The organism is Rhodococcus sp. 27YEA15 (assembly GCF_049739425.1).
In the GTDB taxonomy this organism is placed as follows: Bacteria; Actinomycetota; Actinomycetes; order Mycobacteriales; family Mycobacteriaceae; genus Rhodococcus_F.
Genome location: NZ_JBMHHW010000002.1, coordinates 14,682 through 33,293, shown reverse-complemented (window position 1 = coordinate 33,293; position 18,612 = coordinate 14,682). Strand labels below are relative to the sequence as shown.

Annotated in this window: 1 protein-coding gene and 1 pseudogene; both read left to right on the top strand. The window is 67.7% G+C overall.

All coding sequences use genetic code 11. The features are described from left to right. Positions 1 to 90: 90 nt before the first annotated feature. Positions 91 to 16,878 carry a type I polyketide synthase gene (locus tag ABH922_RS25130; RefSeq protein WP_424809788.1) on the top strand — a complete coding sequence of 5,596 codons (16,788 nt, stop codon included), beginning with the start codon at positions 91 to 93 and terminating at the stop codon, positions 16,876 to 16,878. Between the two features lie 250 nt (positions 16,879 to 17,128). Beyond that, positions 17,129 to 18,394: pseudogene (locus tag ABH922_RS25125) on the top strand (type I polyketide synthase); the annotation flags it as partial. Between the last annotated feature and the right edge of the window lie 218 nt (positions 18,395 to 18,612).

Below are 18,612 nucleotides of genomic sequence, written 5' to 3'. Positions count from 1 at the left end.
AGAAATGCGGGTAATCGGGCCGACACATAATCAAATTGGCAATGGATCCGCTCAAACATCGTAATTGACAATAGGTAGGGCAGCTCGATCATGGTTGAATTCCGAACGGACACCTCGACATCGACCGAGGCGATCGCCATCGTCGGCATCTCCTGTCGACTGCCACATGCGGAGAACCCCGCTCAGCTGTGGCAGCTGCTGCGCGACGGCCGCAGTGCGATTAGCGCGCCCCCGGCAAGCCGCCCGGAACTGCCCTCTCGGCCGGGAGGCTACCTGAAGGATGTAAGCGGTTTCGATGCAGCCTTTTTCGGCATCAGTCCACGTGAGGCATCGTCGATGGATCCGCAGCAGCGGCTCATGCTCGAGCTCGCCTGGGAGGCACTGGAGGACGCCAAGATCCTCCCAACCGATCTTGCCGATAGTCGGACCGGTGTCTTCGTCGGTGTTATCGCCGACGACTATGCCGCTCTCACCCATCAGCACGGACTCGACGGCATCACCAGCCACACCCTGACCGGTCTCAACCGCGGCATCGTTGCCAACCGGATCTCCTACACCTTGGGTCTGCGCGGACCCAGTGCGGCAGTAGACACCGGCCAGTCCTCTTCGCTGGTCGCTGTGCACCTGGCAGTCGAGAGCCTTCGCCGCGGCGAGTCCGCCATGGCCATCGCCGGCGGCGTCAACCTCAATTTGATGCCGGATAGCACCATCGGCGCGGAGCGGTTCGGCGCACTTTCACCAGACGGTCTCAGCTTCACTTTCGACGCGAGGGCGAATGGATATGTACGCGGTGAGGGCGGCGCGTTCGTGGTCCTCAAGCCGCTGCATGCCGCCCTAGCAGACGGCGACTCAGTCTACTGCGTGCTACATGGCAGTGCGATGAACAACGACGGGACGACCGAAGGTCTTACCGTGCCGAGTCCGGCTGGCCAGCAGGATGTCCTACGGCAAGCGTACGAACGTGCCAAGGTGTCCGCGGAGCAAGTGCAATACGTCGAACTGCACGGCACGGGTACCAAGCTGGGCGACCCGATCGAAGCGTCGGCTCTGGGCGCGGTGTTCGGTAACGGACGCGCGGACGGAGCCGAGCTGCGGGTCGGATCGGTCAAAACCAACGTCGGACACCTCGAGGGTGCCGCTGGCATCGTCGGCTTGCTGAAAGCGGCGCTCTGCATCCGTAATCGCGAGCTGGTGCCGAGCCTCAACTTCGAAACCCCCAACCCCGACATTCCGTTCTACGAGTTGAAGCTCGCCGTACAGCGAAGCGTCGAGCCATGGCCTCGGCCGGACGAGCCGCTCTACGCAGGTGTCAGCTCATTCGGTATGGGCGGCACAAACTGCCACATCGTGCTTTCGGACATACGCGCTGAGTTGCCCGCGAATGAGTTGCCTAGCGCTGAATTGGGCTCAGGTGTGGTGCCGTGGGTCGTGTCGGGTAAGTCGGTTGAGGCTGTGGCTGGTCAGGCGGAGCGGTTGTTGTCGTTTCTGGAGGAGCGGCCGGAGCTGGATGTCGCGGCTGTAGGTCGTTCGCTTGCGGTGTCGCGTGCTCGTTTCGATCATCGTGCGGTGGTTGTCGGGGAGTCTCGTCAGGAGCTTCTGGCGGGTGTTCGGGCGTTGGCTGCGGGTGCGCCTGCAGCTGGTGTGGTGGCGGGTCGTGTGGTGGCGGGTGGTGCAGTGGCGTTCCTGTTCTCCGGGCAGGGTAGCCAGCGTGTGGGTATGAGTCGCGAGCTGTATGTGAGCGAGCCGGTGTTCGCGGCTGCATTCGATGAGGTTGTTGCGGCTCTTGATGCGTATTTGGATCGTTCTCTTGCTGCGGTGATGGAGGGCGAGTCAGAGCTTTTGGAGCGAACTGTTTTTACCCAGCCGGCGTTGTTTGCGGTTGAGGTGGCGTTGTTTCGTCTGTTGGCTCATTACGGGGTGGTGCCGGATTATCTGCTGGGTCACTCGGTGGGTGAATTGGTTGCGGCTCATGTGTCGGGTGTGTTGTCGCTTGAGGATGCGGCGCGATTGGTGTGTGCGCGGGCGCGGTTGATGGAGGGTTTGGCCGCGGGTGGGGCAATGGTTGCTCTCAACGCGGGTGAAGTGCGGGTCGCGGGCTGGCTTGAGGGTCGGGCTGGTGTGGGTGTGGCTGCGGTCAACAGTCCTGGGAGCACGGTGGTTTCGGGTGACGAGGCGGCGGTGTTGGAGGTGTTGGAGCTGGCTCGTGCGGAGGGTACGAAGGCGACTCGTTTAAAGGTGAGTCACGCTTTCCATTCCGCGCATTTGGATGCGATGTTGGAGGAGCTCACGGAGGTTGCGCAGGGATTGACATATTCGGCTCCGCAGATTCCGGTGGTGTCGAACGTGACGGGTGGGCTGGTCGAGGAGTTCTCGGCGGAGTATTGGGCTGTTCAGGCTCGGTCGGCGGTTCGGTTCGCGGACGGTGTCGCGACGCTGACAGGTCTGGGTGTGTCGGCTTTTGTGGAGCTGGGTCCGAATGCGACGTTGGCGGGTCTGGCGGGTGAGTGCCTGACGGGTGTCCAGGATGTTGTGGTGGTTCCGGTGTTGCGTGGGGGACGTCCGGAGGGCCGTTCTCTGTTGACCGCTTTGTCCGTGGTGGATGTGCATGGTGTCGGGGTGGAGTGGGAGCGGGTCCTGCCAGGTTCAGGATTGGTGGATTTGCCGACATACGCCTTCCAGCGCCAGCGCTTCTGGCTCGACGAGTCAGTGATCGGGCCGGTCCAGATCCGGACCGTTGCGGCAAGGCAGAGCGGTCCGAAGCGGTCCGCGGCGCAAGGCGATGAGCTGGAGCTGGTGCGTGCCCACGTGGCAGCTGTGCTCGGCTACGGATCGGCGCGAGACGTGGATGTCGACACGACCTTTAAGGACCTGGGCTTCGACTCCCTCTCGGCCGTCGAGCTTCGGAACGCGCTGAATACGGCCACAGGGCTCTCGTTGCCATCTGGTCTCCTTTTCAACTACCCGACCTCGGCCAGACTCGCCGAACACCTCGGTGATCAGCTCCTCGGCCTGGACCAGGGCCACGATGACGGCGCGGACGAGGCTAAAGCCGTTGAGGAGCCGATCGCGATCGTGGGCATGGCATGTCGGCTGCCGGGCGGGGTCGCCTCTCCCGAGGACCTGTGGCGTCTGGTTAGCAGCGAGGTCGATGCAGTCGACGAATTCCCGAGCAACAGAGGCTGGGACCTTGATTCGCTCTTCGCCCCCGATCCGGGCAGCCCCGGCCAGACCTATGTCACCAAAGGCGGTTTCCTGCACGATGCGGACCGGTTTGATGCAGAGTTCTTCGGCATCAGCCCCCGCGAAGCGGCGGCGATGGATCCCCAGCAGCGGCTGCTGCTGGAGACGGCCTGGGAGGCCTTCGAGCAGGCGGGAATCAACCCCGCCGCGCTGCGTGGCACCCGCACCAGTGTGTATGTGGGCGCGACGGCACAGGAATACGGGCCGCGGCTGCACGAGCCGTCCGGCGGATACGACGGCTACCGGCTGACCGGCAACACCGCTAGTGTGGCCTCGGGTCGGCTGGCCTACATCTTCGGGCTGGAGGGCCCGGCGGTGACGGTCGACACCGCCTGCTCGTCCTCGCTCGTCGCGCTCCACCTCGCCGCGCAGTCGCTGCGCCAGGGCGAGTCCTCCATGGCCATCGCAGGCGGTGTATCCGTCATGGCCACGCCTGGCATGTTCGTTGAGTTCTCCCGGCAGCGTGGACTGTCACCGGACGGGCGTTGCAAGGCGTTCTCCTCGTCGGCGGACGGTACGGGCTGGGCCGAGGGTGTAGGTCTGCTGGTGCTGGAGCGGCTATCGGACGCGGAGCGCAACGGGCACCAGGTGCTCGCGGTGATCCGTGGTTCCGCCGTGAACCAGGATGGTGCGAGCAATGGTCTGACGGCCCCGAACGGGCCTTCGCAGGAGCGGGTCATCCGCGCCGCGTTGGCCAACGCCCGACTGTCGGCGTCCGAGGTGGACGCGGTGGAGGCACACGGCACGGGCACCAAGCTAGGCGACCCGATCGAGGCGCAGGCGCTGCTGGCCACCTACGGCCAGGACCGCAAAGTTCCGCTTCGGCTCGGCTCTCTGAAGTCGAACATCGGTCACACGCAGGCCGCGGCAGGTGTCGCGGGCGTGATCAAGATGGTCATGGCCATGCGTAATGCGGTTCTCCCGGCGACACTGCACATAAGGGAGCCGACCTCACACGTCGATTGGTCGGCCGGATCTGTGGAGCTGCTAACGCAGGCCCAGGAGTGGCCGGAGCTCGACCGTCCGCGCCGTGCAGGTATTTCGTCCTTCGGCATCAGCGGTACCAACGCACACCTCATCGTCGAGCAGATCACGAAGATCGAAGCACCGGTTGAGGAGCTTTCGGTGTCGGGTCCGGTGCCGTGGGTGGTGTCGGGAAAGTCGGGGGCTGCTCTGTCGAAGCAGGCGGATCGGTTGGTGTCATTCCTGGAGGAGCGCCCGGAGCTGGACGTCGCGGCTGTGGGCCGTTCGCTGGCTGTATCGCGTGCTCATTTCGATCACCGGGCGGTGGTTGTGGGGGAGACCCGTGAGGAACTCCTGGACGCGCTGCGGGCGCTGACCCCGGGCAAGGGTGTCTCGACGGGTTCGGTCGCGTTCCTGTTCTCCGGGCAGGGTAGCCAGCGTGTGGGTATGAGCCGTGAGTTGTATGCGGCGGAGCCGGTGTTCGCGGCTGCTTTCGACGAGGTTGTCGGGGCGTTGGACGTCCACTTGGAACATTCGCTTGCTGGGGTGATCCAGGGTGAACCGGAGCTGCTTCAGCGGACGGTGTTCACCCAACCGGCGTTGTTCGCGGTCGAGGTGGCCCTGTTCCATCTGCTGTCTCATTACGGGGTGACCCCCGATTATCTAGTGGGTCATTCGGTGGGCGAGCTGGCGGTGGCCCATGTCGCGGGTGTGCTGTCTCTTGAGGACGCTGCGCATTTGGTGTGTGCGCGGGCGCGTCTGATGGAGGGTGCTGCCACAGGTGGGGCAATGGTTGCCCTGAACGCAGGTGAAGCGCGCGTTGCCGGGTGGCTTGAGGGTCGTCCCGGTGTGGATGTGGCCGGGTTCAACAGCTCTGCCAGCACCGTGATTTCGGGTGACGAGACGGCAGTGCTCGAAGTCCTCGAGCTGGCTCGCGAGGAGGGCGTGAAGGCGACGCGGCTGAAGGTGAGCCATGCTTTCCACTCCGCGCACATGGACGGAATGCTGGCGGAGCTCACCGAGGTAGCCCGGACTCTGACCCATTCGTCTCCCCGGATCCCGGTCGTTTCGAATGTCACAGGTGAGGTGATCGAGGAGTTCACTGCCGAGTACTGGGCTGTTCAGGCCCGCTTAGCGGTCCGGTTCGCCGACGGCATCGCCACCCTGGAAGGACTGGGTGTGACGACGTTCGTGGAGATAGGGCCCGACGGGACGCTTGCGGGTCTGACAGGCGAATGCCTGGCCGACACCGAGGGCATCGTCGTGGTTCCGGTGCTACGCAAGGACCGTGCTGAGAAGCGTTCCCTCCTCGCAGCCCTGGGCATGGTGTACGCACACGGTGTGGGTGTGGACTGGGAGAGATTCGTGCCGGGTTCCGATCTGGTGGAGCTGCCGACGTATGCGTTCCAGCATGAGCGCTTCTGGTTGGATGTGCCGCGTTCCGGTGATGTGGCCAGTCTGGGTCTGACGGCTATGGACCATCCGTTGTTGGCTGCGCTGATCACGGAGCCCGATGGTGATGCGGTGCAGTTCTCGGCGTCGATGTCATTGTCTTCGCATCCGTGGCTGACTGATCATGCGATTGGTGGGACGGTCCTGGTTCCGGGGACGGTTTTCCTAGAGCTCGCGGGCACCGCAGCAGAGCAGCTGGGTTACGTCACAGTCGAGGAACTCATCCTCCAAGCACCCCTCATCCTCTCGGAAAAAGTGGGCTCTCAGCTGCGGCTGTCCGTTGACCGCGCCGACGTACGCGGCGATCGTCAGTTCACCGTGTACTCGCGGACCGGCGAAGAGCAGTGGACCGCCCACGCGGCTGGCCGGCTCACGTCCTCCGTCCCCTCGCCAGGCGTTTCACTGGACCAGTGGCCCCCGGCCGATGCCACCCCTATCCCGATGGACGGCGTCTACGACCGCCTCGATGACTTGGGCTACAGCTACGGGCCGGCTTTCCACGGATTGCGCGCCGCCTGGAGCGCCGGTGACAACCTCTTCGCTGAGATCGCCCTGCCCGACCAGCTCCACACCGAAGCGCGCGGCTTCGGTGTGCACCCCGTTCTCCTCGACGCGGTTCTGCACCCGCTCGTGCTGGAAGCCGCGGCCTCGGCGCATGACGACAGCACGATCCTTCTGCCGTTCTCGTTCTCCGGCTTCGTGCTCCACGCGGTCGGTGCTACGGTGCTGCGCGTCCGCTGGACCCGTACCGGTCAGGACACGGCCCGTCTCGCTCTCGCCGACGGCGCCGGCGCTCCGGTGGCGACGATCGAGTCGGTAGCCCTGCGGCCTATCGCCCGCGATCGGCTGGCCGTTGTCGGCCCGGCCGTGGAGTCCCTGTACCGAGTGGCCTGGGAAGACGTCCCGGCGGGCGAGCCGGTCGCCGACCAGCGATGGGTCCGGCTGGGCGAGGCGCCCTACGCCAACCTTGCCGCGCTCAGCGCCGCAGTCGACGCCGGATCTTCCGTACCGGAGTTCGTGGTGATCGGCGAGCGGGAGTTCGTCGTCGACACCACCGGCGATGTACTCGATCAGACCCACGCCACGGCGGTGCGCGGGCTGGAAGCGGTGCAGGAATGGCTGGCCGCCCCGCAGTTCGCGGAAAGTCGTCTCGTCCTCGTCGTTCCGGACGGCGCGCTGCACACGGCCCCGCTCGTGGGCCTGATCCGTACTGCGCAGACCGAGCAGCCAGGCCGACTGGTCCTCGTCCACGTGGAACAGGGTGATCTGGAGCTGCTGCCAGCCGCGTTGACTTCCGGTGAGCCCGAGGTGGCGGTGCGGGGTGGCCGGTTGTTCGTGCCGCGTCTTGCGCGCGCTGCGGGTGTCGTGGCGGGTGTGGTGGAAGGTCTGGATCCAGAGGGTACGGTCCTGGTGACCGGCGCTCTGGGTACGTTGGGCCGTCGGGTGGCGCGTCGGTTGGTGACGCATCACGGTGCACGGCACCTGCTGTTGGTGTCGCGCCGTGGTAGTGAGACTCCGGGTGCGTCCGAGTTCGTGGCGGAGCTGGTGGAGCTGGGCGCGCGGCCTGTGGTGGCGGCGTGTGACGTGGCGGACTTTGACGCGCTGGTGGGCCTGTTGGATGACGTCGCGGTCGACCGTCCGTTGACTGCCGTGGTGCATACGGCGGGTGTGCTGGACGATGCGACGGTCGCGTCGCTGTCGGCTGCTCATCTGGAGCGGGTAATGCGTCCGAAGGTGGACGCGGCCTGGAACCTTCACCGCCTCACCGAGTCCCTCGGCCTCGCCTCGTTCGTCATGTTTTCGTCCATCGCGGGTCTCATGGGCAACGCCGGCCAGGCGAACTACGCGGCCGCGAACACCTTCCTCGACGCACTCGCACAGCACCGCCGCGCCCAGAACCTGCCAGCCACCTCCCTCGCGTGGAGCCTGTGGGACAGCGCCGACGGCATGGCCGGAACCCTCACCGACGCCGATGTCGCGCGGTGGAAGCGGAGCGGAATCGTCCCGCTGGACCCGGAACTGGGTCTCGATCTGTTCGACGCAGCACTCACCTCGACGGAGCCTCTGCTGGTGCCCGCCCAACTCGACCTGTGGGCCCTGCGTGCCCAGGCCGAGGAGAACGCGCTCCCCGCGCTATTCAGCGGCCTGGTGCGCGTCGGCCGCCGGCAGGCGGCCGACGCGCACCGCGGCGCCGACTCGTCCTGGGTTCAACGGCTGAGTGCGCTGGCCAGGGAGGAGCGGGAGCAGGCCATACTCAAGACCGTACGGGAGACGGTGGGGCTGGTTCTCGGGCACGCGGCCAACGCCGACATCGACCCGACCAAGGCATTCAATGAGACCGGCTTCGACTCCCTCGCGGGCGTCGAATTGCGCAACCGGCTCAACTCGGTGACCGGTCTGCGTCTACCCACCACCCTCGTGTTCGACCACCCGTCGCCCCAGGCGGTGACGGACTTTCTGCTGAACCGGCTCGACGCGACCGGAACGGCCGTCGTCCGGTCGGTGATCGCCCACGCCCCGGGACTGGACGAGCCGATCGCCGTGGTCGGTATGGGTTGCCGTTACCCGGGCGGGGTCTCCTCGCCAGAGGACCTGTGGCGGCTCGTGGCGGAGGGCAGGGACGCGATCGACGAGTTCCCGTCCGACCGTGGCTGGGACGTGGAAGGCCTCTTCGACCCGGACCCCGAGAAAATCGGCAAGTCGTACACGCGCAAGGGCGGGTTCCTCTACGAGGCCGCGGAGTTCGATGCCGAATTCTTCGGTCTGAGTCCGCGTGAGGCGATTGCGACCGACCCACAGCAGCGTGTCTTGCTGGAGGTCGCTTGGGAAGCCCTGGAACGTACGGGAATCGACCCCGCCTCTCTGCGCGGGTCCGCGACCGGTGTCTACGCGGGTGTGATGTACAACGACTACGGGTCGCGACTGGGAAGTGCTCCGGATGGCTTCGAGGGGCATTTGCTGACGGGCACGATCGCGAGTGTCCTGTCGGGTCGGGTGGCTTACACATTCGGTCTTGAAGGGCCGGCGGTGACGCTGGACACGGCGTGTTCCTCGTCGCTGGTAGCGGTGCACCTGGCGGCTCAGGCGCTGCGACTGGGCGAGTGCTCGATGGCACTCGCTGGCGGTGTCACCGTGATGTCCACGCCGACGACCTTTATCGAGTTCTCGCGTCAGCGTGGTCTCTCGCCGGACGGGACTTGCAAGTCGTTCGCGGCTTCGGCGGACGGCACGGGATGGGCCGAGGGCGCGGGCCTACTGGTGCTGGAGCGTCTGTCTGACGCTCGGCGGCTCGGGCACAACATCCTTGGTGTGATCCGAGGTTCCGCGGTCAACCAGGACGGTGCGAGCAACGGTCTCACCGCCCCCAACGGGCCCTCGCAGGAACGTGTTATCCGCCAGGCCCTCGCCAACGCCCGCCTCGCTCCACACGAGGTGGACGCAGTCGAGGCGCACGGCACTGGCACCCGGCTCGGTGATCCGATCGAGGCCAACGCGCTGCTGGCCACCTACGGTCAGGACCGCGAAGAGCCGCTGTTTCTTGGATCGATCAAGTCGAACATCGGTCACACGCAGGCTGCCGCGGGCGTTGCGGGCATCATCAAGATGCTGATGGCGATGCGCAACGGTGAGCTCCCGGCGACGCTGCACGTGGACGAACGGACGCCGCACGTCGACTGGTCGACGGGTGCGGTGGAGCTGATCACCGAGCGTCAGGCGTGGCCGGAGGTGGCACGTCCGCGTCGTGCGGCCGTCTCCTCGTTCGGTATCAGTGGTACGAACGCGCATGTGATCCTGGAACAGGGCCCGGAGCCAGTCGTGCCCGATGAGCGGGTGGTGGCGGGGCTTCCTCTGGTGGTCTCTGCGAAGAGTGAGGCGGCCTTGGCGGCGCGTGCCCGCCAGATACGTGAGCTGCTGGCCTCGGAGATCGTCGATTCGGCTCGGGTGGCTTCTGCTCTCGCGACCAGGGCTCCGCACCTCCCCTTCCGAGCGATGGTTTCGGGCGCCGGCAGGGATGAGCTCTTGGAGGGTCTTGACGCGCTGGCCGCGGGTGGGTCCGCGGCCAACCTGGCGCAGGGTGCAGTTACTGGCTCGGGCAAGACGGTGTTCGTGTTCCCAGGTCAGGGTTCGCAGTGGCAGGGCATGGCTCTGGAACTCTTTGACTCCTCCTCGGTGTTCGCCACCCGGTTGGTGGAGTGTGGGCGGGCGTTGGCGCCGTTCACAGACTGGTCGCTGCTGGACGTTCTGCGCGGTGTGGAGGGGGCGCCCAGTTTCGATCGGGTGGAGGTGGTGCAGCCAGCGCTCTGGGCGGTGATGGTGTCCCTTGCCGCGTTGTGGCGTTCGGTGGGTATCGAGCCGGATGCGGTGATCGGTCACTCGCAGGGTGAGATCGCGGCGGCCGCAGTGTCGGAGGCACTGTCGCTGGACGACGCGGCGAAGGTCGTGGCGTTGCGCAGCCGGGCGATCGTGAAGTTGGCGGGTACGGGCGGGATGGTCTCGGTGGCTCTACCTGCCGACGAGGCCCGCGAGCTCATCGCCCGTTGGAACGGCGCCATCGGTATCGCCGCACACAACAGCCCGCGTTCTGTGGTGGTCGCCGGCGGGGTGACCGCTCTTGAGGAGATGCTCGCCTACTGCGAGGACAACAACATGCGTGCCAAGCGCATCCCAGTCGACTACGCCTCCCACTCCGCGCACGTCGAAAGCGTGCGAGACGAGCTTCTCGACGCCCTGTCCTCGCTCACCCCGCGTGCCGTCACGGTGCCCTTCCTTTCCACCGTAACCGGGCAGCCGCTGGACGGCACAGAGCTCGACGGCTCCTACTGGTTCCGCAACCTCCGTCAGACCGTCCAGCTCGAGGAGGCCACCCGGACCCTGCTCGACCAGGGCCACCACGTCTTCATCGAGGCCAGCGCCCACCCGGTGCTGACCATCGCTCTCCAGGAGACGATCGACAGCACGCCGTACGACACCGCAGTCACCGTGCCCTCGCTTCACCGTGACGAGGGTGGACTCGACGACTTCCTCGCCTCCGCGGCCAAGGCACACGTCTCGGGTGCCTCGCTCGACTGGACTGCCGTGGTCGGCGGACCCGGCGAGGTCGTAGACCTCCCGACCTACCCCTTCCAACGTCGGCGCCATTGGCTGGAGGGCCCGGCGCTGGCAGGGGACGCGGGCGGGCTCGGAATGGCCGCCGAGCGGCACCCGCTAATCGGCGCCGCGCTCTGGATGGCAGATGAGGACAGGCTGATCCTGAGCAGCAGGATCGCCTTGAACACGCATCCCTGGCTGGCGGACCACGCCGTGGCCGGCACCGTGCTGCTCCCCGGTAGCGCCTTCGTGGACATCGCCATCCGGGCGGGTGACCATACGGGCCTCGACCAGCTCGACGAGCTGACACTCCAGGCGCCGCTGGTGCTCGATGGTCACGGAGTCCAGCTCCAGGTGATGGTCGACGCTCCGGACGAGGAGGGTCGGCGTGTGCTGTCGGTCCACTCCCGCCCGGAGCCCGAGTCCGACGACGACGCGAGCCACCTGTGGACTCTGAACGCCACCGGCATTCTGGGTCACGCTGAAGGACGTGCGGGCGTACCGGCCGACACCACCTGGCCCCCGACCGGCGCCGAGCCGGTCGATCTGACGACGGCGTACGATATTTTGGCCGAACGGGGCTTCCAGTACGGGCCCACGTTCCAGGGCCTGCGGGCACTGTGGCGCGTCGGCGAGGAGATGTTCGCCGAGGTCGCGCTCCCGAAGGACGTCCCACTGAGCGAGTTTGGGATCCACCCGGCAGTCCTCGACGCCGCCCTGCACCCGCTGGCGCTCGCGGCCGATGGTCCCCTGGTGCTGCCGTTCGCCTGGAACGGCGTTCGGCTGCACGCCGTGCAAGCCAGCGTGCTACGCGTACAGATCACCCCAGAAGGCTCGGGCGTTGCTCTGTCCCTCTCCGACGCGAGCGGTGCGCCGATCGCGTCAGTGAAGACGCTCAGCCTACGGGCCGTGGACCCCGCGCAGTTGGCCGCCTCGGCCACACCTAGCCAGCCGCTGCTTCAGGTGGAGTGGACGATCGCTCCGGAGGCCACCCCGGCCACCGGATGGGCAGTCCTCGACGAGTACGGCTACGGTCTGCCCGCCCCCCTGGGCAGCTACTCTGACCTCGCCGACATTGTCGGAACCACTCCGCTCGTCGTGGTCCCCTTCCCCGGCGAGGACGGGCCCCGCGCCGAGGCACACCGGGCCCTGCGACTGGCCCAGGAGTGGCTCGCCGAGGAGAGGTTCGCCGCCTCACGCCTGGTCTTCGTGACCCGTGACGCGACCACAGCCCGTACTGAGGCCGGACTCGGGTCGGCTCCTGTCTGGGGGTTGGTGCGTACCGCCATGGTCGAGAACCCCGACCGGTTCGGTCTGCTGGACCTGACAGACTGGGACCTCTCCGCGACCGACCTCGGCCGCGCGCTGGCCGTACCGGACGCGCAGGTGAGTCTGCGGGACGGGAAACTGCTGGTACCCCGGCTGGTCAAGTCGCCTCCGACGGACGACACGTTGCCCGCCCTGAATCCCGAGGGCACCGTGCTCGTCACGGGTGCCACCGGCACCCTGGGCCAGCTGTTCGCCCGCCACCTTGTCGCCGAACACGGTGTACGGCATCTGCTGCTGGTAAGCCGGCGCGGCAGGGATGCGCCGGGCATGTCGGAGTTGGAGGCCGAACTCACAGCCCTCGGAGCCGACGTGTCCGTGGTTGCCTGTGACACAGCCGATCGCACGGAGGTCGCGGCGATGTTGGATGCGATCCCCTCGGAACACCCGCTCACCGCGGTCCTGCACACCGCCGGCGTCCTCGACGACGGCACGCTGCACGCACTCACGGCCGAGCAGCTCGACACTGTACTGCGCCCCAAGGTCGATGCTGCCTGGAACCTGCACGAGCTGACGTCCGATCTCGAATTGGATGCGTTCGTCCTGTTCTCCTCGCTGGCCGGTACGGTCGGCGCCGCAGGACAGGCCAACTACGCTGCTGCCAACACTTATCTGGACAGCCTCGCGCACCACCGACAGGCCCTTGGCCTGCCCGGTACGTCGCTGGCCTGGGGCCTGTGGGCCAAGGGCAGCGGGATGACCGGTCACCTGACCGAAGCTGACCTCGCCCGTATGGCCCGGGGCGGCATCGCCCCCATCGGCAGTGAGCAGGGGCTGGCGCTGTTCGACGCGGCCCTCGCAACCCGTCAGCCGGTGCTTGTTCCGGCGCTGCTGGACCTCACCGGACTGCGGGCACAGAGCGAGGACGGCACCCTGCCCGCGATCTTCCACGGCCTGGTGCGCCCGGCGCGGCGCGCCGCCGTCGGCGAGCAGGTGGGCGGGGACTCCCTCCAAGAACGCCTGGCGCCCCTGGCCCCCGAGGACCAGGAGCGCGCACTGCTGGAACTGGTCCGCGGTGTGGTGGCCTCCGTACTGGGATACGCCGACGCCGACCAGGTCGAGCCCGACCGGGCCTTCAACGGGCTGGGCTTCGACTCGCTCAAGGCAGTGGAACTACGCAACCGGTTGAACGCGGCCGTAGGTCTGAAGCTGCCCGCGACGCTGGTGTTCGACTACCCGAACATGGTCGAGCTGGCAGGCTTCCTGAGGACTGAACTGCTCGGCTCGGACGCCGCGGTGGCTGTGGCCGAAACGGTCGTCCATGCCTCCGACGAGCCGATCGCGATTGTCGCGATGGCCTGCCGATACCCGGGCGAAGTCAACTCCCCGGAGGAGCTGTGGGCGCTGCTGTCCGACGAGCGGGACGCCATCGGCCCGTTCCCGAACGACCGCGGCTGGGACCTGGACAACCTGTACGACACGGACCCCGACCACGTGGGCACCTCGTACACCCGGCACGGCGGATTCCTCTACGAGGCTCCGCAGTTCGATCCCGAACTCTTCGGGGTGAGTGCCCGGGAGGCCACCGCCATGGATCCACAGCAGCGCCTGCTGCTGGAAATCTGCTGGGAGGCCTTCGAGCGCGCGGGCATCGCCCCGACATCTCTGAAAGGCAGCCAGACCGGGGTGTTCGCCGGTGTCATGGCCAACGACTACGCAGCACGCTTGAAGGACGTTCCCGATGCCTTGGAGGGCTACCTGTCGGTTGGCAGCACGGTCAGTGTCGCCTCCGGCCGCGTCGCATACACCCTCGGCCTGCAGGGACCGGCGATCACTGTCGACACCGCCTGCTCCTCCTCACTCGTCTCCATCCACCTCGCCGCGCAGGCGTTGCGAAACGGCGAATGCGGGCTGGCCCTTGCCGGCGGTGTGACCGTACTGGCCGCGCCCACGCTGTTCGTCGAGTTCAGCAGGCAGCGCGGCCTGTCGCCTGACGGCCGATGCAAGTCCTTCTCCGCGCAGGCGGACGGGGCGGCCTGGGCCGAAGGCGCCGGAATCCTCTTGCTGGAGCGGCTCGCCGACGCACAGCGCAACGGCCGCCGGATCCTCGGCGTGATCCGCGGATCCGCCGTCAACCACGATGGCGCGAGCAACGGCCTCACCGCCCCCAATGGCCCCTCGCAGGAGCGGGTGATCCGCCAAGCCTTGACCAATGCGGGCCTGACCACCGCGGACGTCGACGCGCTGGAGGCCCACGGCACCGGCACCACGCTGGGCGACCCGATAGAGGCCCGGGCCGTACTCGCCACCTATGGGCAGGAGCGCCCGTCGCCCCTACTGATGGGCTCTCTGAAGTCCAACATCGGGCACTCCCAGGCCGCCGCCGGCGTGGCCGGCGTCATCAAGATGGTCATGGCGATGCAGCACGGGATGCTCCCCAAGAGCCTCCACATCGACGAGCCCAGTCCGCACGTGGACTGGGCCGCCGGTGAGGTGGAACTGCTCACCGAGGCGGTGCCGTGGCCCGAGTCCGAGCGGCCGCGTCGGGCGGGCGTGTCCTCCTTCGGCATCAGCGGTACCAATGCCCATGTCATCGTGGAGCAGCCGCCGACCGAGGCTACGGCCCCGCCGCCAGAGCGGATGCCGGTCGTGCCGCTGCTGCTGTCCGCCCACAACGCCGCGGCCCTGATGGCACAGGCCGACCAGGTGGGTGCGGCCCTCACCGACACCCGACAGCAGGTCCTGGCATCAACGGGCCGGACCCTAGCCTTCGGGCGGGCCAGACTGCTGCACCGCGCCGTGGTGGTGGCCTCCACCGTCACCGAAGCGGTCGACGGACTCGCGGACCTGACCGTGCGGGGTACACCCGTGGATGGGCGCACGGCCTTCCTCTTCGCCGGTCAGGGCAGCCAGCGACTCGGCATGGGCCGGGAGCTGTACACGGCCTACCCCGTCTACGCCGATGCCCTGGACGCCATATGCGAAGAGCTCGACCAATGGCTGGACACGCCACTGCTCGACGTCCTCTTCGGTGAGGACCCGGCGCTGCTCGACCAGACCGGCTTCACGCAAGCTGCCCTGTTCGCAACCCAGGTCGCGCTCTTCCGGCTCCTCGAAGGCTGGGGCATAAGGCCGGACTTCCTCGCGGGTCACTCAATCGGTGAGCTGGCCGCCGCACACGTCGCTGGCGTCCTCTCGCTGGCGGACGCGGCGCAGCTTGTCGCGGCCCGCGGCCGGCTGATGCAGGCATTGCCCGGCGGCGGCGCGATGCTTGCCGTACAGGCCGAGGAGCAGGAGGTGCTGCCGCTGCTCGCTGGACGGGAGGACTTGGTGGGCATCGCCGCCGTCAATGGCCCCACCTCCGTGGTGCTCTCGGGCGACGAGGAAGCCGTCGAGGCCATCGGAGCCGAACTCGCCGCGCAGGGACGCAGGACCAAGCAACTGCGGGTCAGCCACGCTTTCCACTCCCCACGAATGGACGCGATACTGGACGAATTCGAAACGGTCGCGGCGGGGCTCACGTTCGCCTCGCCCACCATCCCGATCGTCTCCACTCTGACCGGGCAGCTGGTCGGCGCCGAGGAACTGACCACGCCTGACTACTGGGTCCGGCACGTTCGCTGGCCCGTGCGCTTCCTGGACGCGGCACGCGCCCTGGAGGCCGAAGGCGTACGGACCTTCCTGGAGCTAGGCCCGGACGGCGTGCTCAGCGCAATGGGGCAGGACTTCCTCGGCGACGGATCGCTCCTGGTCCCGGTTCTGCGCGTCGGGCGCCGTGAGCCGCATTCCGTAGTCGCCGCTCTGGCCCACGCCCACGTACGGGGCGTGCCGGTGGACTGGCGCGCACTGTTCGGCGAGAACGCCGGACCTGCTGCGGACCTGCCGACCTACCCCTTCCAACGCCAGCGTTACTGGCTCATGGAGGGGCCCCGCGGCGGCGATGTCACTTCGGCCGGATTGGACTCCGCAAGGCACCCGCTGCTCGGGGCCGCGGTTCCGCTGGCCGACTCCGACGGTGCCCTGTTCACCGGCCGGATCTCGGCCCGAAGCCATCCCTGGTTCGCCGACCATACGATCGCCGGCACCCTGCTGGTCCCGGGCACGGCCCTGGTAGGCCTCGCGCTCCACGCGGGCGCCGCAGTCGGCTGTGAGCGGCTGGACGAACTCGTCCTTCAGACACCCTTGGTCCTTCCCGACGAGGGTGCGCTCCAGCTCCAGATCACCGTCGGGGGCCCCGACAGAGACGGCCGCAGGCCTGTCTCCATCCACTCGCGCGGGGACCAGGTAGGCGACGTCTGGAACCGGCATGCCACCGGAACCGTGGTGGCCCCCGTTCCAGGCGGCCCCGAACCCGACCTCGTGTCCTGGCCGCCGGCCGGCGCTGAAGCCCAGCCTGTCGAGGGCCTGTACGACCGCCTCGCCGACAAAGGCTACGGCTATGGTCCCACCTTCCAGGGCCTCCAGGCGGTATGGCGCTCTGGCGAAGACCTCTACGCCGAGGTACGGCTATCCGTCGAAACTGATGGATTCGCCCTGCACCCGGCACTATTCGACGCCGCGCTGCACGCGCTACTACTCAATGAGTCGGCCGAACTACGGCTGCCCTTCTCCTTCGGCGGTGTCCAGCTGACCGGGTCTCAGGCCAGCACCCTGCGGGTCAAGCTGGCGGCCGGCCCTGACGGAACGGTCGCGGTCAGCATCGCTGACGAGACGGGTGCGCCGGTCGGCACCGTCGCATCGCTCGCCCTGCGGGCCCTACCAGCGGGGACCGCACTGACTCGGCCCCTCCGACCAGCGCGTTTACGCGGTGGAGCGGGCTCGTGTGGAACTCCGCACTGGTGGCGACACGACCTTCGTGTTCCTCGGTGAGGCCGACCTCGGACTCGCCGGGGAGCACCACGCCGACCTGGCCGACCTGGCCGCCTCGACGGCGGACGGTGCGGATGCACCCGACGTGGTCGTCCTTCCGGTACGCCCAGCCACTCCGCAGGAGACCGGCCGGGTCACGGAGGAGGTGCTGGCGGTACTGCGGCAGTGGCTTGGGGTCGACGCGCCGGCCGGAGGTCGGCTCACCGTGGTCAGTACAGGGGAACTGGCGCACAGCGCACTCACTGGGCTGATGCGGACCGCCGAGTCGGAACACCCGGGACGTTTCCAGCACGTGATCATGGAGGACCTGTCGGCCGGCCGCGAGCTCCTGGCCGCAGCCCTGGCTGACTCCCGACCACAGCTCGAGCTGCACGGGGGACAGGCTTACGTGACCCGCCTCGCTAGGGTCCCGTACCCGGTCTGGAGCCCGGACGTCGACGATGCGTTCGACCCGGAGCGTACGGTGCTGATCACCGGTGGCACGGGCGCACTCGGAGCCCAGGTCGCCCGGCACCTGGTGACCGGCCGCGGTGCCCGTCGTCTGCTTCTAACCAGTCGACGAGGTAGGGCGGAGGGCCTGGTTGCCGAACTGACGGCGCTCGGTGCCGACGTACGGGTCGTGGCATGCGACGCGGCCGACCGCGACGCGCTGGCCGGGCTGCTCGCCTCGATTCCGGACGAGCACCCGCTCACTGCGGTCGTACACGCGGCCGGAGTCGTAGAGGACGCCACGCTAGAGGCTATGAGCCCCGACAGCCTCTTCCGGGTCATGCGGCCGAAGGTGGAAGGCGCCTGGAACCTGCACGAGCTGACCGCCGGACTAGAGCTGACGGACTTCGTCCTTTTCTCTTCCATCGCCGGTCTAGTTGGCAACGCCGGACAGGCCAACTACGCCGCCGCCAACACCTTTCTGGACGCGCTCGCCAAACACCGACGCGCTGAGGGCCTGCCCGCAGTGTCCCTCGCCTGGGGCATGTGGCAGGACGGTATGGCGAGCGATCTCGACGGTGCCGACCGGGCAAGGCTCGCACGCAATGGGATCCTGCCGATGCCGACTGACCGGGCACTTGCGGCCCTCGACAGCGCCCTGGCCGGCGCCAAGGCGCCACAGGCCGACAGCGAGGCGGGGACACGACCAGTACTCGCGCCGGTGGCACTCGACCTCGCGGTACTTCGGAGCCTCGGGGACGCACTGCCCGAGCTGTACCGGGGCCTGGTGAGCGCCCAGCGCCGAGCGGGCCGAGGCACCTCCGCTCCTGCGGAGATTCCGCTGGCGCAGCGGCTCACGGGCCTGACTGTGGAAGAGCAGCTGCTGCTGCTGCTCGATTTGGTCAGGGAACAGGTCGGCATCGTCCTGGCTCACCCCGCCCCGCGGACGATCGACGTCCAGCGCGGACTGCTGGACCTGGGCTTCGATTCCCTCACCGCAGTCGAACTGCGCAACAGGCTGAACACCACCACCGAACTGCGGTTGCCCAGCACGCTCGTCTTCGACCACCCGACCACTCACGCTGTCGCCGAATACCTGCGCGGCGAGCTGGTCGGCGAAGTGGCAGACCCGGTCCAGGCAGCGTTGGACGCACTTGAGACCGCTCTCGCGGCCGGACTTTCGTCGGACGGCGACGGCTCAGCAGGAACATACGCCGCGCGACTGCGCGGCCTGCTTCGGACGGTGGACGCCGGACCCGACGGCACCGATCTCGGCCTGGCAACCGACGACGAACTCTTCGCAGC

What these genes read in the sequence shown, in the direction of transcription:
- ABH922_RS25130 (WP_424809788.1), top strand. Translation starts at nt 91, where the DNA reads ATGGTTGAATTCCGAACGGACACCTCGACATCGACCGAGGCGATCGCC.